This window comes from Methylobacterium segetis, assembly GCF_004348265.1.
GTDB lineage: Bacteria > Pseudomonadota > Alphaproteobacteria > Rhizobiales > Beijerinckiaceae > Methylobacterium > Methylobacterium segetis.
This window is the reverse complement of sequence record NZ_SMNT01000003.1, coordinates 43,135-67,933: the sequence shown is the minus strand read 5'-3', so window position 1 is coordinate 67,933 and position 24,799 is coordinate 43,135. Positions and strand designations below refer to the sequence as shown.

Here is a 24,799-nt window from a genome sequence, read left to right as displayed (position 1 = left end):
GGATCGATTGCGGCCTCCCGCCGTTCCTCACGCTGCGATGCCCGCCCTGGCGGTGCAGCGCAGGCGTCGCGTTCGAGGCGAGACCGGAATGGCCAGGAATTCGAGCCCCGAGGCGCTCCTCATCCCGCCGCGCCCGACACGGATCGCCGCCGCCGAGACGCCGAAGGCGGCGCTCGCCTCGCCGGTCGTGATCGCCGGGGTCATCGTCGCCGCGCTCTATGTCGGGCGCGAGATCTTCATCCCGATCGCCATCGCGGTGCTGTTCTCCTTCGTGCTGGGTCCGCTCGTCGACCTCCTGCGGCGCCTGCGTCTCGGCCGGATCATGGCGGTTGCGATCGCTGTGATCACCGCGCTCGGAATCGTGGCGGCGCTGACCACGCTGATCGGCGTCCAGGTCGCCGATCTCGCCGGCGATGTCCCGCGCTACCGCGACACGATCGAGCGCAAGGTCGAGGGCCTGAAGGATAGCGCGCTGGGGCGGGCGACGGACTACGTCGCCAATATCGGCCGGGCGATCCATCAGGCCGGCAGCGAGGGTGAGGCGGGCAACAAGCCGGCGCCCTCCGCCGCCGGCCCGGAGAAGCCGGAGGAGAAGGCCGTCCTGGTCGAGATGCGCGAGCGTCCCCCGGGCCCGATCGAGACGGCCGGCACGCTGCTCTCGCCGGTGATGAAGCCGCTCGCCACCACCGGCATCGTCTTCGTGGTGCTGCTCTTCATCCTGATGCAGAAGGAGGACCTGCGCGATCGCATGATCCGGCTCGCCGGCTCGAGCGACCTGCACCGCACCACGGTGGCGATGGACGACGCCGCGCGGCGCCTGAGCCGCTACTTCGTGGTGCAGCTCGCCCTGAACGCCGCCTTCGGGATCGTCATCGGCGCCGGCCTCTACCTGATCGGGGTGCCCAATCCGGTCCTGTGGGGCATCTTCTCCGCCCTGATGCGCTTCGTGCCCTATGTCGGCGCCTTCCTCTCCGCGCTGTTCCCGCTGGCGCTCGCCGCCGCGGTCGATCCCGGCTGGAACATGGTCGTGGCCACCGCGACCCTGTTCGTGGTGCTGGAGCCCATCGTCGGCCACATCATCGAGCCGATGCTCTACGGGCAATCGACCGGGCTCTCGCCCTTCGCGGTGCTGGTCTCGGCCCTGTTCTGGACGTGGCTGTGGGGGCCGGTCGGGCTCCTGCTCTCGACCCCCCTCACCGTCTGCCTCGTGGTGCTCGGCCGCCATGTCGACAGGCTCGAGTTCCTCGACGTGCTGTTCGGCGACCGGCCGGCGCTTACCCCGATCGAGAACTTCTACCAGCGCATCCTCGCCGACGACCCGGAGGAGGTGCAGGAGCATGCCGACCTGATCCTGCAGGAATGCTCGCTCTCCGCCTATTACGACGAGGTCGTGCTGCGCGGGCTGGAACTCGCGGCGCGGGACGCGGCACGCGGCGTGCTGACGCCGGAGCAGAAGACCGCGATCCGCGCCTCGGTGACTGAACTCGTCGAGGAGCTGTCCTCCCGCGCCGACGAGACGCCGGAAGCGCCGGCGGCGGCCGCCCACCGCCTCGTCACGGGCGGCGAGCGCAACGCTCCGGCCTGCGGCCGCGAGCCGATCACGCCTGCGCCCGGCTCGGTCGGCGAGGCTTGGCGGCGCGAGGGGGCGGTGCTCTGCGTCGCCGGGCGCGGCTTCGTGGACGGGGCCGCCGCCGCGATCCTGGCGCAGCTCCTGGAGAAGCGCGGCATCGGCACCCGGATCGTGCCCTTCTCCGAGGTGGCGCGCGCCCGCATCGACGCCTTCTCGCCCGGTCCCGCGCGGATCGCCTGCATCATCTCGCTGGCGATCAGCGGGGAACCGACCCACCTGCGCCGGCTCGTCGGGCGGCTGCGCCGGCGGATGCCCCAGGTGCGGATCGTCGCCGGCCTCTGGCGGGCCGACGACGAGATCCTTGGGGACGCCGCGCGCCTCGCCGCCCTCGGCGCCGACGAGAACGTGATCTCGCTCCGCGCGGCGGTCGAGGTGGTGCTCGCCGCGGTCGAGGCCGAGCCGCGCGCCCTCTCCTCCGGTCGGGTGACGGCGCTCTCGGCGAGCGGGCGCACCGAACCCGACCGGGCGAACTCCGATCTCGCGGGGGCTTGACGCCGCCGCTCCGAGCCCGCTTCCGTCATCGGAAACCGGGGCCCGCGCGCCGCCGACAGAGGGTGCCTTGCCGATGAGCGTCGTCGATCTCGCGCGGTTCATGGACGATCTCGCCACCCAGTCGGGACAGGCGATCCTGCCCTTCTTCCGCGCGCATTTCGGCCTCGACGACAAGGCGCGGGGCGCCGCCGCCTTCGACCCCGTCACCGAAGCCGACCGGGCGGCGGAGGTCGTGCTGCGCAACATGATCCGTCAGACCTTCCCGACCCATGGCATCCTCGGCGAGGAGTTCGGCTCGGAGCGGCTCGACGCGGAGTGCGTCTGGGTGCTCGACCCGATCGACGGCACCCGCGCCTTCATCGCCGGCCTGCCGACCTGGGGCACCCTGATCGGGCTGACGCGCGGAGGCATGGCGGTGCGCGGGCTGATGCATCAGCCCTTCCTCAACGAGCGCTTCTTCGGCGACGGCGCGAGCGCGAAGCTGCGCCATGCCCGCGGCGAGCGCACGCTCCGCACCCGCCGCTGCGAGAGCCTGAAGGAGGCGATCCTCGCCACCACCGACCCGCGGCTCTTCGCCGAGGGCGAGGAGGCGGAGCGCTACCGGTCGATCGAGGCCAGCGTCCGGATGGCCCGCTACGGCGCCGATTGCTACGCCTATTGCATGCTGGCGGCCGGGCAGATCGACCTCGTGGTCGAGGCGGGGCTGAAGCCCTACGACATCGTCGCCCTGATCCCGATCGTCGAGGGCGCAGGCGGGGTCGTCACGGCCTGGGACGGCGGCCCGGCGACGCAGGGCGGTCGCGTCGTGGCGGCCGGCGACCGGCGCCTGCACGCGGCGGCGCTCGCCGCGTTGAACCCCTGACGAACCTTACCACCGGTTGAACCGAACACGGCGCGCCGCCGTTGCCTGAGGGTGGCCAAGCTTCGCCGCGCCTCGAACCCTCGGCCGTCCCGCCTTGCTCCTTGCCGCGCTCCTCGTCCTGACGACCCTGACGCCCCGGATCGAGGCGGGGCTGGAGGCCGCGCGGGCCGGAGGTGAAGCGGCGCGGCTCGCCCTCGTGATGCCGTCCCCGGCACCGGTACCGCCGCGCTTCGCGGCCGAGGCCCGGGCCGTCACGAACTGGCGTCAGGAAGCGGGCGCGGCGCTCCGCCCCGCCTCGCTGGCGCTGGTCGCGCGCTTCTCACGGACCGAGCCCGCCTTCGTGGCGCGCTGCGTCAAGCTCAACAATTACTGGTGCATCAAGCAGGCCCGCTGGTCCGGCGAGCTCGGCGGCGATGGGGAGGGCCACACGGGCTTCGCCACCGCCGCGGACGGGGCGGACGCCGCCGCTCAGCTCCTGCGCCGCTACTACCGTGAATACGGGCGGCGCACGGCACTCACCATCGTGCGCCGCTGGGCTCCCGCCTCCTGCGGGGTGCCGGCGGCCACCGTCCAGCGGAGCTCTGTCCCGCGCACGCCGTCCGTCTCGACGGCCCTCGCGCCGCAGGGCATCGGCCGGACGCTCCGCGCCCGCTTCCTCGCCCGGCATGCCCGAGGGGGCGCGCCCCGGCGCGCGACGGCCTCGGCGCAGCCCCGCCGCGCTGCTGCCGCGGCGCGGCCGGCCCTGCGCGTCCAGCCCTGGTCGCCGCTGGCGCGGATGGCCGGCAACCCCGCCAGGCGTCCCGGCCGCGCACCGCTCCCATCCCTGCGGCCCGTCGCCGACATCGCGGCCGGCGTCACGGCGGCGCCGGAGCGCTCCGCCGCCCGCACGCCGCTGCGCGGGGCCGACGACCCCGCCGCGCTGCTCACCCGCTCCAGCCTCTCGCCCGACCGGCTCGTCGCGGAATCGGCCGCCCTCCCGGCGATCGCGGCGGGCCTGCCGCTCCTCGACCTGCGCCTGCCACCCCCCCTCTGCGGCAACGACGAGGTGCGTATCGGGAATTACGCCGCCCGCATCGCCGGAAGCGTAGGGCTGAAGCCGGGCGACGACCTGAAGCTGTTCGACGAGGCGGGCGGGCCGCTGCCGAACCTCGCACCCGTCATGCTCGCCATGTCGGGGGTCGAACTCGGCACATTGCGGGCCGGGCCGGACCTCGTGCAGGCCGCGATCGCCCGGCTCTCCGCCTCGACGGTGCGCGTCGCCCCCACCGCGGAGGCCGGCCGGTAGGCACCCAAGCCTTGCGGCCGACCGGCCGGCGCGCCACCTCAGCGGCCGGTCACATCATCCCACCGAGCTCGCCTTGCCCCTGAACAGTTTCGCCGCGCGCGCCGGATCGGCCGTGAAGGCCTTCGCCGAGGCCTCCAGCGACTTCCTGATCCAGCCGACATTGCGGCTCGGCGTCACCGGGCTCGCACGCTCGGGCAAGACCGTGTTCACGACGGCCCTGATCCACCATCTCGTCGAGACGCACGCGCTGCCCGCCTTCGCGCCGACGCAGGAGGGGCGCCTGCGCCGGGCCCGCCTCGTGCCGCAGCCCGACGACGACGTGCCGCGCTTCCCCTTCGAGGAGCATTTCGCGGCGCTCACCGAGGAGCGGCGCTGGCCGCGCTCCACAGACCGGATCAGCCAGTTCCGCCTCGCCATCGAGTACGAGCGGGCCGGCGGCTGGCGCTCGGGGCCGGGCAGATTGATGCTCGACGTGGTGGATTATCCGGGCGAGTGGCTCCTCGACCTCGCCTTGATCGAGCAGAGCTACACGACGTGGTCGCGCGCCACGATCGCGGGGACGCGCCGGGCCGGCCGCGCGGGAATCGCCGCGCCCTGGCTCGCCATGCTTTCCGGCCTCGATCCGAACGGCCCCCTCGACGAACCCCTGGCCGAGCGCGCGAGCGACGCCTTCAAGGCCTATCTCGCCGGTCTCCGCGCCGGTCCCGAGGCGGTGGCGACGACCCCGCCCGGCCGCTTCCTGATGCCCGGCGATCTCGCGGGCTCGCCCGCGCTCACCTTCGCGCCCCTCGACCGTTTGCCCGAGGCGCTGGCGCCGGATAGCCTCGCGGGCCTCATGGAGCGCCGCTTCGAGGCCTACAAAGCGAAGGTGGTGGAGCCCTTCTTTCGCGACCATTTCCAGCGGGTCGACCGGCAGATCGTGCTCGTCGACGTGCTCGCGGCAGTCGATGCGGGGCCGGCCGCCCTGGCGGAACTGGAGGAGGCGCTCGATTCCGTGCTGCTCAGCCTCAATATCGGGCGCAACTCGCTGCTCTCCCGGCTGTTCGCGCCCCGCGCCGACCGCGTGCTCTTCGCCGCCACCAAGGCCGACCACCTCCACCAGACGAGCCACGACCGCCTCGACGCCCTCCTGCGCCTCCTCGTCTCGCGGGCGATGCGCCGGACGGAGGCCGCGGGGGCCCGCGTCGGCACGGTGGCGCTCGCCTCCGTGCGCGCCACCCGCGAGACCACCGTGCACGAGGGCGAGGCCACCTTCCGCGCGGTCACCGGCACGCCGGAGGCGGGCGAGGTGGTCGGCGACGAGACCTTCGACGGGCTGGGCGAGGCCGCGATCTTCCCCGGCGAGCTACCCGCCCGGCCGGAGGCGGTGCTCGAGGGCGCGGTCGAGCCCGGCTCACTCCGCTTCCCGCGCTTCCGCCCGCCCCTGGTGCGGCCCGACGGCCTCGGCCGCCCCGGCCACCTGCCGCAGATCCGGCTCGACCGGGCGATGCAGTTCCTGATCGGGGACCGGCTGGCGTGAGCGCGGCGTCCGCCTCGCTCCCCGTGGCCAGGTCTCAGACCGGCCGCCCCATTGTCTCGGGATTCCTCGCATGAGTTCCTCCCAGCGCCCGCGCGCCTTCCGCATGCCAACACCGGGCGCTGCCCCGGAGGCCGGCGCCGCACCGCCCGTCGCGCCTCCCGCCCAGGTCCGGATGGTCGAGGAGCCCTTCGAGATCGTCGACGCGGCGGACGGCACGCCCGTGCCGGTCGCCGGCCGGCGCCGTGCACCCTGGCTCGGCCTGCTCCTCTCCGCCCTCGGCGGGCTCGTTGCCCTGGGGATCGGCCTGTCGGTCGAGCGGCTGATCGCAGACCTGTTCCAGGCCGCACCGTGGCTCGGCGGCGTCGCCCTCGCGCTCCTCGCGCTGGCGGCTTTGGCCTTCCTGGCGATCGTCGGCCGCGAGATCGGGGGTCTCTGGCGCGAGCGGCGGATCGAGAAGCTGCGCGAGGCCGCGATCCAGGCGATCGCGACCCGGGATCATACCGGCGCACAGGCGGTGGTGCGGGATCTCGCCGCCTTCTACGCCGAGCGGGCGCCGCTCGCGGAGGGACGCCGGCGCCTCGACACGCTCGGGGACGCGATCCTCGACGTGGAGGACCGGATCGGCATCGCCGAGCGCGAACTCCTCGCGCCCCTCGATGCGCAGGCGCGCGGCGCCATCGCCACGGCCGCCAAGCAGGTCTCGGCGGTGACGGCGCTGAGCCCGCGGGCCATCGTCGACGTCGCGTTCGTGGTGTTCTCCGCGGTGCGGCTACTGCGCCGGATCGCCGCGATCTACGGCGGGAGGCCGGGCTTCCTCGGCTTCCTGCGGCTCGCGCGCGCCGCCTTCGCCCATCTCACCGTCACCGGCGGCATGGCGGTCGGCGACAGCGTGGTGCAACAGGTGCTCGGCCTCGGCATCGCCGCCCGCGTCTCGGCGAAGCTCGGCGAGGGCGTGCTCAACGGCCTGATGACCGCACGCTTCGGGCTCGCGGCCATCGCGGTGTGCCGTCCGCTGCCCTTCACCCGCGAGGCGCCCCCGCGGCTGGCGGACGTCGCGGGAGAGTTGCTGCGTCCCGCCCGGGAGGAGCAGAGCTGAGGCCTACTGCCCCGTCACCAGCGTCCGGGCGGGTGCGGCCGGCGCGGCATTTCTGCGGTTCTGGATGCGGCTGAACATGTTGCCGGTATACTCGGCCGGCTTCGGCTTGTCGGCGACGGCGACCTGCGCCTCGAACGCCTCGATGCGCTTCAGGAGCGCCGCGTCGTTGAAGATCGAGCTGTTGAAGCTCGTATTGGCGCGGGGGCCGAGGGCCGCCTGCACGGCGTCGAGGCGGGCCAGAAGCTCTTTTCTCGTCATGAGTCCTCGCACTCTGCGGACGGGTGGGTCGGCACCATCGAGCGCGAGGATGGTAAACGAGGGGTTAAGAGCGCGCCCGGAAACGAGAAAGCCCCCGCATTCCTGCGACAGCATTCCGACCCGGCGCGGGCCTGCGCGACCTCAGCGGTAGCTCTGGCTCAGGCCGCCCGCATCCTTGGCCTCGGCGAGCTTGCCCTTGCAGGCATCGTCGCCCTTGGCGTCGAGGGCGCGCGCCTCGGCGAGGAGGTTCTTGGCCCGGCTCTCGCCGCTGTCGGCGTTGCCGGCCGCGGCGGGGTTCGCGGCGGCCGTCGGCTTGCCCTCCTGTTGCCGGCGCACGTCAGCGGCGGAGGTGGCGCGGTCGGCGGCCGCCGCATTCACCTCGTCGTTGCCGCCGACGCCGCCCGTCCTGCCATCCTTGTTGAGGCTCGGGGCGCTCTCGGTGGCGGCGGTCTTGTCGCGGGACGTCCTGGCATCGGACTTCGTCTCGGCGACGCTGCCCGAGACCGAGCCCGTCACGGCCGCGCCCGCGGCGGGGCTGCTCTCCAGCTGCTTCGCCACAGCCGCGATCTGCTCGGTGCAGGGGCCCGCAAGAACGGGAGTGGTCAGGCACGCGAGCGCGAGGCCGGCGAGGATCCGTCCGCTTTTCATCTGGTTCTCCGTGAAATCGCAAGGATAGCGCGGCCCCCGGCGGAGCGCCGCGGCCTGCTTTCGCGGATGAAACCAGCTTAACCTGGATCAGTTCCCGAATTGTCCCAGGCCGACATTCTCGCGCAGCGCGCGGCCGCCTGCCGACACGGCAAAGCGAACAGGGGATTGAACGACTGATCAGAGGTTCTTCAGAAAACCCGCGAGGCGCATCAGACCCTCCGGCCAAGGCCCGTGCCCGCTCGCCACGTTGATGTGGCCCGATTCGCCCGCATCGACGATCACCGCGCCCCAGGCATAAGCGAGATCCTCGGCGCGCTCGTAGGTGCAGTACGGATCGGTCCGGCTCGCCACGACGAGGGCGGGGACGGGCAGGGGCTCGCGCGGGATCGGCGCGAAGGCGCGCACGCTCTCGGGCAGGTTCGGCGTGCGCTCGATGTCGGGCGGCGCGACGAAGAGGGCGCCGCGCACGACGCCCGGGGGCAGGGCGGGTGCGACGGCGACGCTCGCGATGACGCCGAGGCTGTGGGCGATCAGGACGACGGGTCGGGTCGACGCCTCGACCGCCTCCCGGATCCGGCCGCACCAAGCCTCGGGCTCCGGCCGATCCCAATCCGCCTGTTCGACGATGCGGGCAGTGGGCAGGCGGCTCGCCCAGCGGGCCTGCCAGTGCTCCTCCTCGGAGCCGGCGAGCCCCGGGATGACGAGGATGTCGCAATCGGCTGTCTTCATGGCGACTCGCGATAACGGCTCGCGGCAGCGCCGTCGACCCGCCTCCTCACGCCGCCGCGACGGCGAGGGGAGCGAGCGAGCCGGAGATCTGCGCCGCGATGCCGACCGAGGCGAGGTTCTTGGATTTCGCCTCGATCTCGAAATCCGTCCAGGCGAGGTGGCGGCCGACGAGGGCGTTGAGGGCCCGGTTCCACATCAGGTCGGAATGGGCGGCGAGATCCCGCCAGGAATGCCCGGACGCGCGCAGGGCCGCGAAGTCGGGCAGCCGGTCGGGATCGTGGTCGGGCAGGAGCGTCTCGCGCGAGACGCTGATGTGAGAGACGGGACGCACGCCTCGCCAGGAATCGCGGACCCGCGCGATGCGGAGATCGTCTGGCTCGATGTACTCTCCCCCGCTCTCGACCCAGTGGTGATGGATGTCGAGGACGACGGGTACGAGGTCGCTCAGGGTCAGGACCGCATCGAGCCCGAAGGAGGATTCGTCGTTCTCCACCGTGACGAGGTCGCGCGCGACACGGCTGACCTTCGGCAGGTTCGCCCGCCAGCCCTCGGTGCCGGGGTCGCGGGCGCCGACATGGATGTTGATGTGGGCGCCGTGCGGGTGCCAGCCGGTGCCGTAGCCCATCATGTCCATGATTTCGGCGTGGTAATCGAGCTCCTCGATGCCGTTGCGCAGGGCTGCCTCGTTGCGCGAGGCGAGGATGCAGAAGGGCCCGGGATGCAGGCTGAGGCGCACGCCGAGGATCCGTGCCCGCTCGCCGATCTCGGCAAGGCCGGTCTCGACGGCCGCACGCAGGTCCGGCTCGGCATAGAAGGGCTTGACGACGGGGTGCGTGTAGCCGGGCAGGATCGAGCTCGCCATCCGCAGGAGCCGCTCCAGCGGAGGCCGCGCGCCGACCCACTCCACCTGCCGCGCGAGTGCGGTGAGGTTGTGCCCGACGATGTCGCCAAGCTTCGCCTGCGCCGCCGCGGGCGGTTGGCGCTGGAGATAGGCCATCGTCACGCTGGTGACGTTCATGGCGAGCGCCGCCTCCTTGGCCGCCTTGACCGTCTTGTGGGTGCCCGGCGGCTCGTCCGGGATGAATTTGCAGCAGAAGCCGAGGCGGGGCGTGCCGGTGGTCTCGTCGGTCGGGGCGTCGCTCATGGGGCGACAACGCGGACGGTGCGGATTCGACGCAAGCTTGGCCGGTCGCGGTGTCAGGGCGCGAGGGCATCGACGGCATCGCCGGCGAGGTTCGCCTCCATCAGCCGCTCCTCGCGGGAGGTGACCGGACCGAGTCGCCCCGCCAAACCGGCCTGCAGCGCCGCCGCCTCGCGGGCGAGGGCAACCGCACGATCCACCGAGACCGGCGCGAAACGCAGAGGCTCGCCGGGTCGGCGCTGGGCGACGCGACGGAGATCCGCCGAGATCACGGTGGCGATCTTCGGGTAGCCGCCCGTGGTCTGGCGGTCGGCCATCAGGATGATCGGCAGGCCGCTGCCGGGCACTTGGACCGAGCCCGGGACGGTCGCGTCGGAGACGATGTTGAAGCCGCGCCCCCCGTGGCGGATCGTCTGCCCGTCGAGTTGGTAACCCATCCGGTCGGCCCGGTTCGACACGGTGTAGGGGGTGGCCAGGAAGTCCGCGACGGCCTCGTCCGGGAAATGGTCGGCCTGAGGACCGAGGACGACGCGGACGGGCTCGTCGGCGTCGAGGGGTAGGGGAACGAGCGCCCGGTCCGGCGCGGCGTCGGTGCAGGTCGCGACGGGCAGGCGGTCGCCCGCCCGCAGATTCCGGCCCTCGAGGCCTCCGAGTGCCGCCCGGAGATGAAGGGCGCGGCTTCCGAGGCTCTCGGGCACGTGGATGCCGCCGGCCACCGCGAGATAGGCGAACAGACCCTGACGCGGCGGCCGGAGCACCAGCGTCGCGCCGTCCGGCACCTGGAACGAGCGGTGATCGCCCACGGCCTCGCCGTCGATCGAGAGCCCGAAGGGTGCGCCGGCGAGCGCGAGGCGCACGCTGCCGCCGGCAGCGCGCAGGCGAGCGCCGGTGAGGGCGAGTTCGAGGGCCGCCACGCCCGGCGCGTTCCCGACGAGGGCATTGGCCGCAGCGAGGGCGAGGCGGTCCATCGGGCCGGAGCCCGAGAGGCCCTGGCGCTGGTAGCCCGGCCGCCCACCATCCTGCAGGCCGGTCGCCGGCCCGCATTCGAGCACGAGGAGATGGGCGCGGCTCACGCATCACGCTCCACGCGTTCCGCCACCCACTCGCCCGCGGCGGCGGCCCGGTCGAGGGCGTCCCACCGGGCGGGATCGGTCGGCATGAAGCGGATCGCGTCGCCGGGCTCGAACAGGAAGACGGGCTCCCGTCCCGGCGCGAAGCTGCGTACCGGGGTGCGCCCGAGGAGATGCCAGCCGCTCGGCGCCGCGATGCTGGCGACGAGTGCCTGTGCGCCGCCGATCGAGATCGTGCCGGCAGGCGTCACGGGCCGCGGGTTCGGGCGGCGGGACAGGGCGAGCCTAGGATCGAGGCCCGCGAGATAGGCATAGCCCGGCAGGAACCCGAGCATCACGACCCGATATTCAGGGGCGGCATGTCGCTCCACGACCTCCCGGGCCGGCATGCCGTGATGCTCGGCGACCCTGTCGAGGTCGATCCCGTGCTCGCCGCCGTAGACGACCGGCACGTGCCAGAGTCGCCGCCGCGCCGGGACGGGGAGGGCACCGCGCGCGAGTTCCCGCACCGCCTCCTCGACGGCGGCCGGATCGGTCTCGAGGGGATCGATGTGGAGCGTGAGCGATCGGTAGGTCGGCACCGTCTCGACGAGGCCGGCGGGGCGGGCCGCGAGGATCCGGGCCTCCAGCGCAAGCACGGCCGCATTCAGGGCGGGGTCGATCGCCTCTCCGAACTCGACCGTGAGCGCCGTGTCGCCGCAGGCGAGGACGCGGAAGCTGGGTTCGGTCAAGGGCATCGAGGCATTGGACGGCGTGAGCGACGCGGATCCTAGCACGATCCGCGTCGCTCACAGTGTTGCGGGGACAGAAACCTGCCCCGGCATGTGGTCTCAGAGCCGGTGCGCCGCCCGCTCCTCGCCCTGGTAATCCGAACCCGGCTGGGCTCCGGCACGCTGGGCAGTCGCGTTGAGATTGTCCGGATCGAGGGCGTTCTCGACGAATTCGCGGCCTCGGTCGGCGAAATCGCGGGCGTAGCGCAGGCCCTGCCCACGCAACTCGTCAGCGTAAGGTCCGAGATTGCGGTCTTCGCTCCGGGTACGCGGCAGCAGGGCTCCGAGGAGCAGACCTGCCGCCAAGCCGACCACGCCGACGAGGAGCGGGTTCTCCTGCACGAAGAGCTCCGCGCTGGAGCGGTGCTGGCGCAGCCGGTCCTGGCCGCGGGCCGCGAGATCCTCGACGCGGCGGCGCTGGTCCCTCTGCATGTCGGAGATCCAGGTCCGGGCGTCGTCGTAGGCTTCGGAGGCACGCTCGCGGACGTCGTCCGCCGCGCCGCGCAGCCGGTCGCCGGCCCCGCTCGCGAAGTCCGATGCGCGGTCGCGCGCCTGTCCCGCGAGGTCGGAGGCTTGACCGGCGGCCTGGGACGCGGCGCCTCGCGCGCGGCCCGCCGCGTCGCCCGCGGCGGAGCGCGTCTCCTGACCGGTCAGGCCTGCATGGCCGCCCGGATCGCGGCTCCCCCCGGCATCGGGGCGGAAGGAAAAGTCCTGCGGCTTGGCATGGGGATCGGTGCGCGCGGCCCCGAGCGGATCGTGGGCGCCGGTCGAGTCGGGGCGCAGGCTGAAATCCTGGGCCTGCGCGTGCGGGTCGAGGTTGCCGCCCGTGGTCCCGCCGGCGCCTCCGCCGGCGTGCTGGCTCCGCGCGGCGCCGGGGCCGCTCGGCATGCCCGCCGCCGCGGCGATGTCGTCGGGCAGGCTGCGGCCGTCCTTCTGGGGATTGCCCGATTCACTCATGGCGATACTCCTCTCGTCTCGTGTCCGGTGCCGCGTCGCGCTCAAGACGCGCGAAGGCGCCGTCAGATCTGTGTTTCCTCGGCGAGTTCGCGGGCCGGCCGGCCGGGTGGCAGGTCGGGGTCGTAGACGCGTGCCGCGCCGGTATTCAGAACGGGAACGCGGTCGGCCGAGCGGCGCGCCCGGCGCAGGCGCCCGGCCCGCGCCGCATCGTCCTGCATGCGGTAGAGGAGCCATCCGAGACCGGCCGCGATCAGCATCACCGGCACGGGATTGCGGCGCACAGCCTCGAGGGCGCCGTCGTAGGCGCCGTTGAGCGGCGTCCGGCGGGCACTGCCCAGCATCTCGTCGACGAGGCTTGCCGGGGACAGGCGGTTCTGGATGCGGTCGATCGTGCTGTCGAGGCGCGCGCGGCTCTCCTCGATCTCGCGCTCCAGCTCGTTCATCGAACTCATCCGGAAACCCTCTCAGACAGGGCGCGGGCATCCTGGCGGACTTGGCGCGTGGTGCGGGTCGGCGCGAGGGTGGAGAGCGACATCGCGCTCCGGCCCCAGAGCGCCAGACCCACCGCGACGATGAGGAGGACGCCGCCGACGATCAGCGCCGAGAGCCATTCCGAGCCGACGATCGTCGCGAGCCATTTGACGAACGCGTCGATCAGCACGAGCAGCGCCACGACCGCGAAGACCGCTGCACCCACGAGGCAGGCCAGGCCAATGAAGAGGGAGCGCACGTTGCTCGCCATCTCGGCGCGGAACAGGGCGATCTCCTTGCGCGCGAGCTCGTTCGTCTCGCGCAGGGCATCGCCGACGAGGCTCTGGATGCTCGTCGGCGCGCCGTTCGGATGGGATCCATTCGACATCTCGCGATCCCTCAGGAGGTGCGACCGTCGTACCGATCGCGGCCGAAGCGATTTTCCACCGGCAGGCTCGACGACTTGATGAACCGGGCCGCGATGAAGCCAGCCACGAAAGTGCCCACAGCGACGGCGACCGGCGCGCGGCGCGCGAAGGCCTCGGCATCCTCGTAGAAATCCGAGAAGCTGCGGGCATCGATCGAGCCGCCGAGCTGCTCCAGTCCCTCCGCCGCGCTATCGAAGAACGCCTTGATGTTCGGTCGGTCGTCGAAGGTCTTGCTCGAATCCCGGATCGTCCGGGCAAGATCGTTGACGGATTGCGCGGCATCGGACTTGCGGCGCTCGACGTACTCCTGCGCCTGGGCGCGGGCGGCGTCCATGAGGCCGCGGCCGCGCTCGACCGCGGTGTCGCGGATGTCCTCGACATCGTCCTTCAGGGTGCGCCAATCGGCCGGATCGCCCGTGCCCGCCGGCCCGTCGGATGGATTGGGAGACGCGTTGGCGGCCATGGGCTTACTCCTAGCACTGCAGGGCGGAGGGGCGTGTCGGCTGAGTAACCGCCCCGGTCGCCCCCGGTTCCGCCGCACCCCCTGCCGCCGTCGCAGCCGCGGTGCCGGCCTCCGTGCCGTTGCGCCATGGCGGCTCAGCCTTCGTTCAGGCAGGGCGGGGCAGGATTGTCGAGCTTGGCGGCACGGCTGGATTCCGGGGCTTGACGGGACATGAGAGAGGCCGCGATCCGCGGACGGCGATGCGGGACGACCCGCGACTTTCTTCGTGCACCTGCGAAAACTGCATCTTGACCCGAAGGGGACGATCGCGCTTGGCTAGTGCCAACGGATCGCGCTTGGCTTCCGCGCGTTCACCCGAGGACACGTTATGGCCGGGCGCGGGCACCCTCGCGCCCGCGTTCTGAGGACCGGAGCCGGCTTCGTGGCACGCCTTGTCATCGTATCCAACCGCGTTGCAGTCCCCGAAGAGGGCGGCAAGGCGGTCGCAGCCGGCGGCCTCGCCGTCGCCGTGAAGGAAGCGTTCACCGCCTACGAAGGTCTCTGGTTCGGCTGGAGCGGCAACATCGCCGACGATCCCTCCGAGGAGCCGACGCTGATCGACCGGGGCCGCGTCCAGTACGCCGTCGTCGACCTCTCACCGCAGGATCACCGGGAATACTACGCCGGCTTCGCCAACCGGGCGCTGTGGCCGATCATGCATTATCGGCTCGGGCTCGGCGCCTTCTCGCGCTCGGATTACGCGGGCTATTGCCGGGTCAACCGCATCTTCGCCCGCCAGCTCGCCAAGCTGATCGAGCCCGACGACATCATCTGGGTGCACGATTACCACCTGCTGCCGCTCGCATCCGAGCTGCGCGGCCTCGGCATCGCGAACCCGATCGGCTACTTCCACCACATCCCGTGGCCCGCCGCCGACGTGTTCAACTCGCTGCCCGCGAGCGGCGACCTCCTGCGCGCCATCGCCGATTACGACCTGATCGGCCTGCAGACCGACCCGGACGTGCAGAACCTGCACCGCAACCTCTGCGACACGCTGCGGGCGATCCCCCTCGGCGGCGGCTCCCTGATGGTGGACGGGCGCCGCACGCGCATCCGCTCCTTCCCCATCGGCATCGACGTCGCGGGATTCAGGGAGGCGGCCGAGCGGGCCGGCTCCAACAAGGTCGTGCGGGACACGATCGCGGGGCTGCGCACCCGCAAGCTGCTGATCGGCGTCGACCGGCTCGACTACTCGAAGGGTGTGCCCGAGCGCATGGAGGCGGTAAACCGCTTCTTCGCCTCGAACCCGGACCAGCGCGGCAACGTCGTCTACATCCAGATCACCCCGAAATCCCGCAGCGAGGTGCCGGAATACGAGCAGCTCTCGCGGGAGGTGAACGAGACGGTGGGCGAGATCAACGGCTCGCTGGGCGAGCCCGCCTGGACGCCCATCCAGTACGTCACCAAGGCCTATCCCCGCACCGTGCTCGCCGGCCTCTACCGGGCGGCCCGGGTCGGCCTCGTGACACCGATGCGCGATGGCATGAACCTCGTCGCCAAGGAATACGTCGTCGCCCAGAGCGAAGAGGATCCGGGCGTGCTCGTCCTCTCGAAGTTCGCGGGCGCGGCACGCCAATTGCCAGAGGCGATCCTCGTCAACCCGTACGACCATTTCGAGGTCGCGGAGGCGATCCGCACCGCACTCTACATGCCGAGGGGTGAGCGGCTGGAGCGCTGGAGGCCGATGGCCGAGCGGATGACGCGCGAGGACGTGGATTGGTGGGCGCGCAACTTCCTCTCGGAACTCGAGAATTTCCGCACCGTCGAGCGCGAGCCGCCGACGGCCGCTGCGGCGGCGGAATAGTCCCGCGCACGCCGCCGCCTGGCTTCTGAGCGCGCCCCGATGATCGGCCTCGACGACGGCGTGCCGGCTCCCCTCGGAGCGCATTTCGATGGCCGCGGCGTCAACTTCGCGCTGTTCTCCGAGCACGCCACCGCGGTCGATCTCTGCCTGTTCGAGCCGCACGAGCGGCACGAGACCCGCACGATCCGGCTGCCCTGCCGCACGGACGATGTCTGGCACGGGTATCTGCGCGGCGTGCTGCCGGGGCAGCTCTACGGATACCGCGTCCACGGGCCCTGGGACCCGGCAGCCGGGCACCGGTTCAACGCGGCCAAGCTCGTCCTCGACCCATATGCGCGGGAGATTTCGGGCCGCATTCACTGGCACGATTCGCTCTACGGCCACCGCCGCGGCCTGCAGCGGCCCGACCAGATCGACCGTCGCGACAGCGCGCTCCACATGCCCAAGGGGGTCGTCACCGCGCCCGAGGTGTCCGACCTCGCCCTCCAGCCCCTGCGCCGGCCGCTCTCGGAGACGGTGATCTACGAGGCGCACGTCAAGGCGCTGACGGAGATGCATCCGGACGTGCCCGAGGCCGAGCGCGGCACCTACGCCGCGCTCGCGCACCCCGCCATCATCGAGCATCTGTGGAAGCTCGGCGTCACCGCGCTGGAGCTCCTGCCGATCCAGGCCTTTGCCGACGACCGCTTCCTCGTCGAGCGCGGTCTCGTCAACTTCTGGGGCTACTCGCCGCTCAACTATTTCGCGCCCGATCCGCGCTACCTCGGCGAGACCGGCATTCCCGGCCTCAAGGCCGCGATCCGGGAGCTGAACGCGGCCGGTATCGAGACCATCCTCGACGTGGTCTACAACCACACCGCGGAGGCCGACCACACGGGGCCCACGCTCTCCTTCCGCGGCATCGACAACGCGAGCTACTACAAGCTGAACCCGGAGGATCCGCGCCGGGAGATCGACTGCACGGGCTGCGGCAACACCTTCGACGTGGCGCACCCGCGCGTGCTGCAGCTCGTGCTCGATTCGCTCCGCCACTGGGTCACGGCCTACGGCGTCGCGGGCTTCCGCTTCGACCTCGCCTCGTCGCTCGGCCGCGCGCCGCACGATTTCTCCCCCCGCGCCGCCTTCTTCCAGGCGGTGGCGCAGGACCCGGTTCTGGCCCGCGTGAAGCTCATCGCCGAACCCTGGGACATCGGCATGGGCGGCTACCAGCTCGGCGGCTATCCCCGCGGCTGGAGCGAGTGGAACGACCAGTTCCGCGACAGCGTGCGCGGCTTCTGGCGGGGTGATCGCGGCGAGTTGCCGAAACTCACGCAGGGGCTCGCGGGCTCGCGGGAGATCTTCGCACCCTCCGGTCGCTCGCCGCTGGCGAGCATCAATTTCGCAGCGAGCCACGACGGCTATACGCTCGCCGACGTCGTTGCCTACGAGGAGAAGCACAACGCCGCGAACGGCGAGGAGAACCGCGACGGCCACGGCCACAACGTCTCGCGCAATTATGGCGTCGAGGGTGCCACGGAGGACCCCGAGATCCTGGCCCTCCGCGCCCGGCAGGTGCGCAACATGCTGGCGACGATCTTCCTCGCGCAGGGCGTGCCGATGCTGCTGATGGGCGATGAGCGCGGCCGCACGCAGGGCGGCAACAACAACGCCTACTGCCAGGACAATTCGACGAGCTGGATGGACTGGGCGCAGGATCCGGACCCCGATCTCGGCCTCTTCGTGGCGAACCTGACGCGGCTGCGCCGGGAGCAGCCGGGCCTGCGCCGCCGCAGCTTTCTCGACGGAGCCCGCCTCGATCCGGACGAAGCCTTGCGTGACGTGCACTGGCTCGCTCCGACCGGCTCGGAGATGGAGCCCGAGGATTGGGCCGACGCGGATCGTCAGGCTTTCGGCATGCAGATCGGCAACGACCACGAGCACGGCGACCGTCTGCTCATCCTCGTCAACGGCGCCGAGGAGGGCTGCGCGTTCCAGCTCAGCGCGGCGATCGGCGGTCCGTGGAGGCCGATCTTCGACACGGCTTCGCCGACCGGCGCCGTGTCGAAGGCTCATCCTGCCTACCGGGAGGCAGCCCTCGTCGATCTGCCCGCGCGCACGATCCTCGTCCTCGCAGCGCCGAACGGCGCAGGGACTGGCGGCGCCTGAATTTTGAGCCTGGACCATTCCGGGCCACGGTTGCCGACCGTTGCGGACGCCTTAGTTGCGGTGCGGGGAACCAGACCGCTCGGGGCAAGCTTCTCAGGAAGGCGGAGCCCGACACGCCAGCTTCAATTGCGAGAGACGAGGATGGTGGCCTGATGCGGCGCGCCCACACGATGGCCTTTGGCAGCGAGATCGTCCCGGACGGCGTGCGCTTCCGTCTCTGGGCGCCCACGGCGCAGGACGTCGTCCTCGTCGCCGACGGGTCCGATCACGCTTTCCCGGACGTGGGGGAGGGCTGGCGCGAGGCGACGCTGCGTGACGCCCGGGCCGGCGCCCGCTACGGCTTCCGCGTCGATGGCAATCTCGTGGTGCCGGATCCCGCCTCGCGCTTCCAACCGGACGACGTCTCCGGCCTCAGCGAGGTGATCGATCCCGCCGCCTTCGCCTGGAGCGACGGCGCTTGGACTGGCCGCCCCTTCGAGGAAGCCGTGATCTACGAGGTCCACGTCGGCACCGCGACGCCGGAGGGCACCTATGCGGGCCTCGAGAAGCGCCTGGAGGAGTTGCGCGATCTCGGCGTCACCGCGATCGAGCTCCTGCCGATCGCCGACTTCAAGGGCAGCCGCAACTGGGGCTACGACGGGGTGCTGCCTTATGCGCCCGACGCCGCCTACGGCCGGCCGGAGGACTTGAAGCGGCTGATCGACCGGGCGCACGCCCTCGGCCTGATGGTCTTCCTCGACGCGGTCTACAATCACTTCGGCCCGGCCGGGAACTATCTCCACGCCTACGCCAAGACCTTCTTCACCGAGCGCCACCAGACTCCCTGGGGCGCGGGCATCAATTTCGACGGCGCCGAGAGCGGCCACGTGGTCCGCCAGTACTTCCTCCAGAACGCCCTCTACTGGCTGGAGGAGTACCATTTCGACGGGCTGCGCTTCGACGCGGTGCACGCGATCCTCGACGATTCCGAGCGCCACTTTCTGGCCGAGCTCGGCGAGACCGTGCGGGAGCGGCTGCCGAACCGGCATATCCATCTCGTTCTCGAGAACGAGGCGAACCAGGCGCGCTGGCTGGAGCGCGACGACAGCGGCACGCCCCGCCAGCACAGCGCGCAATGGGCGGACGACCTCCACCATTGCTGGCACGTGCTGCTGACGGGCGAGGATGCGGGCTATTACGAGAGCTTCAGCGACCGCCCGGTGGAGCACCTCGCCCGCTGCCTTTCGGAGGGCTTCGCCTACCAGGGCGAACCCTTCAAGACGCTCGACAACCACCCGCGGGGCGAGCCATCCGGCCACCTGCCTCCCTCGGCCTTCGTGACCTTCCTGCAGAACCACGATCAGGTCGGCAACCGGGCTCTCGGCGAGCGCCTGAGCGAGCTTGCCGCCCCGGATCGTCTCGCGCTCGCCAGAGCGGGCCTCCTGCTCGCGCCGCAGATCCCGATGCTCTGGATGGGGGAGGAATGGTCGGCCTCGACGCCGTTCCTGTTCTTCGTCGATTTCGCACCGGACGAGGACCTGAACAGGGCGGTTCGCGAGGGCAGGCGGCGCGAGTTCAAGAGCTTCGCGGCATTCGCCGACGATACCTCCGTGATCCCGGACCCGACCGAGGCGAAGACCTTCACGGATTCGAGGCTGGATTGGTCCGAGCGCGAGCGCTCGCCGCACCGCGAGGTTCTGGCCGATACGACGCGCCTGCTCGCCCTGCGCAGCGAGGTCGTGGTGCCGCTGACGAAGACCCGATACCTCGGCGCGACCGCCACGCTTCCGCGGCAAGACGTGGTGGATTGCACTTGGCGCTTCACGGGCGGCAGCTACCGCTTCGTCGCCAATGTCGGCTCGGAGCCCTTCGCGGCCGATTTGGCGGGCGGGCGCGTGTTCTGGACGAACGCCCCGGACGAGAGCGGGCATCTGCCCGGCTGGACCGGGATCTTCCTGAGAGGGAGCGAGGCGTGAGGGACGGGAGCGTCTTCGCCGCTCCCGGCGGGACGCGGCGTGTCATCGTCTCCGGTTCGGGAGAGGGTGACGGCGCGGACGCCTGCACTTCCGATTTTCCGATGCGCGAGATGGACCTGATACTTTGACCGGCAACCTCGAACGGCTCGCAGACCTCGTCGGCGTCGCGGCGGGCTACACCGACGCTTTCGGGCAGCGGGTCGAGACATCGCTCGACGCGCGGGCCGGCCTGCTCGATGCCCTCGGCTTCGCCGTCGGCGACGACGCGGAGATTGCCGGCAGCCTTCGCCGGGTCGAAGCCCTGCGCCGTGGCCTGATCCCGCCGCTCCTGCCCATCGAGGCGCGCCGCAGCCATCGGGTGCCGGTGCAGGCGGGAGAGGGGACGCTTGTCGACGGGATTCTCGTCTGGCGCCTCGTCGACGAGCGGGGACAGGCGCGCGAGGGTCGCGTCACGCTCGGTGGGTCGGATCCCACACTGGAGCTGCCGCCCCTGACGCCGGGCTACCACCACCTCTCCGTGACGCTCGGCGAGCGGAGCGCCGATTCCTGGGTCATCGCGGCACCCCAGCGCTGCTGGCGCCCGCGGGCCTACGCCGATGAGGGCGCCCGCGACTGGGGCCTCGCCGCGCAGCTCTATGGCCTGCGCTCGCCGGGCAATCTCGGCATCGGCACCTACGCCGATGCCGGCCGCGCCGCCAACGATGCCGGCCTGCGGGGCGCCTCCTTCCTGGGGCTGAGCCCGGTCCACGCTCTGTTCGAGAGCGACCGGACTAAGATCTCGCCCTATTCGCCCTCCTCCCGCCTGTTCCTGGAGACGCTCTTCATCGAGCCCGGCGCGCTGCCGGGCTTCAAGGGCTCGCGCGCCGACGCTCTCCTCGCGGAGCAGGGCAAGCGCGTCGAGGCCCTTCGCGATGCCGCCCTCGTGGACCATGCCGGGGTCTGGGAGGTGCTCTCGCCGGTTCTGCGCACCCTCTGGGCCGATTCGCCCGCTCGCGCCGGGACGGACCCCGGCTTCAACGCCTTCCGGGAGGAGGGCGGCGAGGATCTGCGCTCGCACGCCGTCTTCGAGGCCCTCTCCGAGCATTTCCGGGGGCAGGGCGCCCACTGGCTCGGGGATTGGCCGGAGGAGTATCGCCGCGCCGAGACCGAGGCCGTGCGCAGCTTCGCCGATTCGCAGGCCGACGAGGTGGCCTACCATGCCTGGCTGCAATATCTCGCCGACCGGCAGCTGGAGGAGGCGTCCGCGGCAGCTCTCAAGGCCGGCATGCGGATCGGCCTCTACCGGGATCTCGCCGTCGGCGCCGATCGCGGCGGTTCGGAGGTCTGGTCGCATCCCGAGCGCTTCGCCAACCGCGTCTCGATCGGAGCGCCGCCGGACCTTTTGGCGCCGAAGGGCCAGGATTGGGGCCTGCCGGCCTTCGATCCCCTGGAAATGGAGCGCGACGGGCTCGCGGCCTTCCGCGCGCTGGTGCGGGCCAACATGCGCCACGCCGGCGCAATCCGGATCGACCACGCCTTCCAGCTCGCCCGGCTCTACCTGATCCCGCTGACGGGGAGCGCGCGCGAGGGCGCCTACGTCGCCATGCCCTTCGAGCCCATGCTCGCGGTCCTGCGGCTCGAGAGCCACCGCAACAAGTGCCTCGTGATCGCCGAGGACCTCGGCACGGCGCCGGAGGGCTTCTCGGACGCGCTGATGCAGGCGGGCGTCCTGAGCTACCGCATCCTCGCCTTCGAGCGCGAGCACGAGGGCCGGTTCAAGGCGCCGGACGCCTATCCCCGCGACGCGCTCACGGCCATCACGACGCACGATCTGCCGACCTTCGTCGGCTGGTGGCGAGGCGTCGACACGGATACCCGCCAGTCCCTCGGCCTCTACGATTCCGATCGGGCGGATGCCGAGCGCGCGGAGCGCGTGAGCGAGCGCGCCCGCCTCACCGAGGCGCTGGCCGGGGAGCAACTCCTCGCCTCCTACGACCCGCCGGAAGCCGCGCCCTTCGAGGCCGCCGCGCGCTATCTCGCCCGCGCGCCCGCCATGCTGACGGCCGTGCAGTACGAGGACGTGGTCTCGGAACTGAGTCAGGCCAACGTGCCGGGCTCGACCGAGGGCTACCCGAACTGGCGGCGCAAGCTCGACCGCAACCTCGACTCCATCGCAGCGCCCGGCGGTCCGCTGGCCAAGCTCGCCGCCTCCCTCTCGGCGGAGGATCGCGGACCCCGCTCGGGCGCGGCACGCCTCGCCTCCGAGCCGCCGCGGGCAACCTATCGCCTGCAATTCCACAAGGACTTCACCTTCGCGGACGCGGAAGCCATCGTGCCCTATCTGGCGCGGCTCGGCATCAGCCACGTCTACGCCTCGCCGCTGCAGAAGGCGCGGCCCGGCTCGACCCACGGCTACGACATCGTCGATCACGGCGCGATCAACCCGGAACTCGGCGGGGAGGCGGGCTTCGTGCGCCTGTCCGATGCGCTGCGTGCCAACGGGTTGAGGCTCCTCGTCGATATCGTGCCGAACCATATGGGCGTCGGTGGCGCGGACAATCCGTGGTGGCTCTCGGTGCTCGAATGGGGGCCGCTCTCGCCCTTCGCACACGCCTTCGACATCGACTGGGAGCGACAGGGGGCGAACCGCAACCTCGTCATACCCTTCCTCGGCGATCGCTACGGCGAGGCCCTGGAGAAGGGGACGCTGGAGCTGAAATTCGACGCGGCCGCCGGCGCCTTCAGCGTCTGGCACTACGAGCACCAGTTCCCGATCCGCCCGCTCAACTATCCGACGATCCTCAACCGGGTTCTCGCGGCGCTCGGCGAGGTCGGCGACGACGCCTCGGCCGAGCTGCTCACCATCTCCGAGCGGCTGCGCCGCATGGGCGAGGAGACCACGCGCGAGCGCCGCCTCGCCTTCCCGGAGGAGGCGGAGGGGCTCAAGCAGCGGCTCGCGAAGCTGGTCCGGGGCACGCCCGCCATCGGCGACGCGGTGGCGCGCACCCTCAAGCTCCTCAATGGCTTCAAGGGCCATCCAGAGAGCTTCGGGCCGCTGCACCGGCTTCTGGAGAGCCAAGCCTACCGCCTCGCGCATTGGCGGGTGGCGTCCAGCGACATCAACTACCGGCGCTTCTTCGACGTGAACTCGCTCGCAGGGCTTCGCGTCGAGAAGTCCGACATCTTCCACCGCTCCCACGAGACGATCTTCCGGCACGTCCGCGAGGGCCGCATCGACGGATTGCGCATCGACCACATCGACGGGCTCGCCGATCCGCTCGGCTACGCGAGGGCGCTTCAGGCGGCGGTCGGCCCCGGCTTCTACGTGGTGGTGGAGAAGATCCTGGAGCCCGGCGAGCGGCTGCGGCCCTGGCCGGTCGCAGGGACCACCGGCTACGACGTGCTGAACCAGCTCGACGGCATCCTGGTCGACAAGGAGAAGCGCGCGAGGATCAAGCGCCTCTACGAGTGGGCGACGGGCTTCGACGAGCCCTACGGCTTCCAGCTTCGCGCCGCCAAGTCCGAGATCCTGGAGATCAGCTTCGCGAGCGAACTCGAGGTGCTGACCGCCGATCTCAAGGAGATCGCCGATTCCGACCGGCGCACCCGCGACTTCTCCCTCAACGCGATCCGCCGTGCGCTCATCGAGATCATCGCGCGCTTTCCCACCTACCGCAGCTACCTGCCGCCCGATCTCGACGAGAGCGAGGTGGAATCCGAGGACGTGCGCCTGATCGAGGGGGCGGTCGCCAAGGCCAAGCGCTGGAGCGCGCTGCCCGACCGCTCGGTGCACGATTTCGCCGCCAATGCCCTCCTCGGGCGCGTCGACACGTCGGGACCGGGCCGGCCGGACCCGCGCGTCGTGCTGCGCTTCCGCCGCCGCTTCCAGCAGCTCACCGGGCCGGTGATGGCCAAGAGCCTGGAGGACACGCTCTTCTACCGCTACGCCATGCTGCTGGGGCTGAACGAGGTCGGCGGCGATCCGGGCGAGTACGGCATCGACGCGGAGCATTTCCACGCGCTCCAGGCGGCTCGCGCCCGCGACTGGCCGAACGCCATGATCGCCACGGCGACCCACGACACCAAGCGCGGCGAGGATGCCCGCACGCGTCTCCTCGCCCTCTCGGAGCTGCCGGAGGAGTGGGCCCGCGCCTGGGACATCTGGCGGGAGGCCGCAGGCCCCCATCTCGGCAGCCTCGACGACGAGCCGGCACCCGACCCGAACGACCAGTGGATGTTCCTGCAGGCGATCCTCGGCGCGTGGCCCCTCGAACTCCTGGAGGGCGACGACGCAGGGGCCATCGAGGATTTCCGGGCGCGGCTCACCGCCTATTCCGAGAAGGCGATGCGCGAGGGCAAGCGCCGGTCGAGCTGGGTCAACGTCGACGAGGCGTATGAAGGCGCGGTGCGCGCCCTGTTCGAGGCGATCGTCGCACCGGGCTCGGCCTTCCTCACGAAGCTCCGCCCCTTCGCACGGCGCCTCGCCCATCTCGGCATGATCGCGAGCCTCGGGCGCACGGTTCTGAAAGCGACGCTGCCCGGCCTGCCCGACACCTACCAGGGCACGGAGTTCTGGGACTTCTCCTTCGTCGATCCCGACAACCGCCGTCCAGTGGATTACAAGGCTCGCGCAGCGGCTCTCGAGACGGGCCGGGCGGCGGCCGACCTGCTGCCGACCTGGCAGGACGGGCAGGTGAAGCAGGCCGTGCTGGCCGCCCTCCTGCGCGACAGGGCGGAGCGCGCGGGCTTCTACGCCGAGGCCGGCTACGAGCCACTCGCCGCGAGCGGCGCGCACGCGGATCATGTCATCGCCTTCACACGTTCCGATGGCACCGCGGAAGCCGGCGAACTGCTCGTCGCGGTTCCACGCCTCGTCTCGAAGCTGATCGGGGACGGGCCATGGACCGGCGAGACGCTCGCCGGCACGGGGCTCGACGCGCCGGGGGCGTGGCAGGATCTGCTGACGGGCGAGCATCACGCGGGCGGCCGGCTCGATCTGGGGCGCCTGTTCGCGCACCTCCCCTGCGCCGTCCTGCGGCGCGTGGGTTAGGGCGAAGC

At 71.6% G+C, this 24,799-nt stretch carries 19 protein-coding genes; 9 read left to right on the top strand and 10 right to left on the bottom strand.

Annotated features, from left to right (window positions below):
* Positions 1-88 precede the first annotated feature (88 nt).
* The 5 genes from E1J50_RS01395 to E1J50_RS01375 all read left to right on the top strand — a co-directional run bounded on the left by E1J50_RS01395 (position 89) and on the right by E1J50_RS01375 (position 6,884).
* Positions 89-2,122 (top strand): AI-2E family transporter, encoded by a 2,034-nt coding sequence (locus tag E1J50_RS01395; RefSeq protein ID WP_132249640.1) that lies wholly within the window; start codon positions 89-91, stop codon positions 2,120-2,122.
* Between the two features lie 73 nt (positions 2,123-2,195).
* The gene (hisN, locus tag E1J50_RS01390; protein ID WP_132249638.1) at positions 2,196-2,984 is read left to right on the top strand and encodes a histidinol-phosphatase; all 789 of its coding nucleotides are present in this window, start codon (positions 2,196-2,198) and stop codon (positions 2,982-2,984) included.
* 94 nt (positions 2,985-3,078) lie between these two features.
* Positions 3,079-4,269 carry a hypothetical protein gene (locus E1J50_RS01385; protein ID WP_132249636.1) on the top strand — a complete coding sequence of 397 codons (1,191 nt, stop codon included), beginning with the start codon at positions 3,079-3,081 and terminating at the stop codon, positions 4,267-4,269.
* Positions 4,270-4,342: 73 nt separating this feature from the next.
* Positions 4,343-5,788, top strand: coding sequence for a YcjX family GTP-binding protein (locus E1J50_RS01380; RefSeq protein ID WP_132249634.1), 1,446 nt, complete (start codon positions 4,343-4,345; stop codon positions 5,786-5,788).
* Positions 5,789-5,858: 70 nt separating this feature from the next.
* Positions 5,859-6,884, top strand: a complete 1,026-nt coding sequence (locus tag E1J50_RS01375; RefSeq protein WP_132249632.1) for a YcjF family protein — start codon at positions 5,859-5,861, stop codon at positions 6,882-6,884.
* Positions 6,885-6,887: 3 nt separating this feature from the next.
* Here E1J50_RS01375 and E1J50_RS01370 read toward each other — a convergent pair whose 3' ends face one another.
* The 10 genes from E1J50_RS01370 to E1J50_RS01325 all read right to left on the bottom strand — a co-directional run bounded on the left by E1J50_RS01370 (position 6,888) and on the right by E1J50_RS01325 (position 13,819).
* Positions 6,888-7,142, bottom strand: a complete 255-nt coding sequence (locus E1J50_RS01370; protein WP_132249630.1) for a hypothetical protein — start codon at positions 7,140-7,142, stop codon at positions 6,888-6,890.
* A 141-nt stretch (positions 7,143-7,283) separates the two neighbouring features.
* Positions 7,284-7,790: a hypothetical protein gene (locus tag E1J50_RS01365; protein WP_132249628.1), complete on the bottom strand. Its 507-nt coding sequence runs from the start codon at positions 7,788-7,790 to the stop codon at positions 7,284-7,286.
* Positions 7,791-7,967: 177 nt separating this feature from the next.
* Positions 7,968-8,519 carry an RBBP9/YdeN family alpha/beta hydrolase gene (locus E1J50_RS01360; protein ID WP_132249626.1) on the bottom strand — a complete coding sequence of 184 codons (552 nt, stop codon included), beginning with the start codon at positions 8,517-8,519 and terminating at the stop codon, positions 7,968-7,970.
* A 46-nt stretch (positions 8,520-8,565) separates the two neighbouring features.
* Positions 8,566-9,663 (bottom strand): apurinic/apyrimidinic endonuclease family protein, encoded by a 1,098-nt coding sequence (locus tag E1J50_RS01355; protein ID WP_132249624.1) that lies wholly within the window; start codon positions 9,661-9,663, stop codon positions 8,566-8,568.
* 53 nt (positions 9,664-9,716) lie between these two features.
* Complete coding sequence (locus E1J50_RS01350; protein ID WP_245516386.1) at positions 9,717-10,733, bottom strand: 5-oxoprolinase subunit C family protein; 1,017 nt, start codon at positions 10,731-10,733, stop codon at positions 9,717-9,719.
* Positions 10,730-11,461: a 5-oxoprolinase subunit PxpB gene (gene pxpB, locus E1J50_RS01345; RefSeq protein ID WP_132249622.1), complete on the bottom strand. Its 732-nt coding sequence runs from the start codon at positions 11,459-11,461 to the stop codon at positions 10,730-10,732. Before pxpB ends, E1J50_RS01350 begins: the two co-directional genes overlap by 4 nt.
* Positions 11,462-11,560: 99 nt before the next feature.
* Positions 11,561-12,457, bottom strand: coding sequence for a hypothetical protein (locus E1J50_RS01340; protein WP_132249620.1), 897 nt, complete (start codon positions 12,455-12,457; stop codon positions 11,561-11,563).
* Positions 12,458-12,519: 62 nt separating this feature from the next.
* Complete coding sequence (locus tag E1J50_RS01335; RefSeq protein WP_132249618.1) at positions 12,520-12,900, bottom strand: DUF3618 domain-containing protein; 381 nt, start codon at positions 12,898-12,900, stop codon at positions 12,520-12,522.
* Positions 12,901-12,905: 5 nt separating this feature from the next.
* Complete coding sequence (locus tag E1J50_RS01330; protein WP_132249616.1) at positions 12,906-13,316, bottom strand: phage holin family protein; 411 nt, start codon at positions 13,314-13,316, stop codon at positions 12,906-12,908.
* Between the two features lie 11 nt (positions 13,317-13,327).
* Positions 13,328-13,819, bottom strand: coding sequence for a hypothetical protein (locus E1J50_RS01325; RefSeq protein WP_132249614.1), 492 nt, complete (start codon positions 13,817-13,819; stop codon positions 13,328-13,330).
* 421 nt (positions 13,820-14,240) lie between these two features.
* On the opposite strand from E1J50_RS01325, the gene E1J50_RS01320 reads away from it, so the two are divergent.
* The 4 genes from E1J50_RS01320 to E1J50_RS01305 all read left to right on the top strand — a co-directional run bounded on the left by E1J50_RS01320 (position 14,241) and on the right by E1J50_RS01305 (position 24,791).
* Positions 14,241-15,662 carry an alpha,alpha-trehalose-phosphate synthase (UDP-forming) gene (locus E1J50_RS01320; protein WP_132249612.1) on the top strand — a complete coding sequence of 474 codons (1,422 nt, stop codon included), beginning with the start codon at positions 14,241-14,243 and terminating at the stop codon, positions 15,660-15,662.
* A 39-nt stretch (positions 15,663-15,701) separates the two neighbouring features.
* Entirely contained in the window at positions 15,702-17,807 is a 2,106-nt protein-coding gene (gene glgX, locus E1J50_RS01315; RefSeq protein WP_132249610.1) for a glycogen debranching protein GlgX, read from the top strand.
* 152 nt (positions 17,808-17,959) lie between these two features.
* Positions 17,960-19,762 carry a malto-oligosyltrehalose trehalohydrolase gene (gene treZ, locus E1J50_RS01310; protein WP_132249608.1) on the top strand — a complete coding sequence of 601 codons (1,803 nt, stop codon included), beginning with the start codon at positions 17,960-17,962 and terminating at the stop codon, positions 19,760-19,762.
* A 124-nt stretch (positions 19,763-19,886) separates the two neighbouring features.
* Positions 19,887-24,791 carry a malto-oligosyltrehalose synthase gene (locus E1J50_RS01305; RefSeq protein ID WP_132249606.1) on the top strand — a complete coding sequence of 1,635 codons (4,905 nt, stop codon included), beginning with the start codon at positions 19,887-19,889 and terminating at the stop codon, positions 24,789-24,791.
* Positions 24,792-24,799 lie beyond the last annotated feature (8 nt).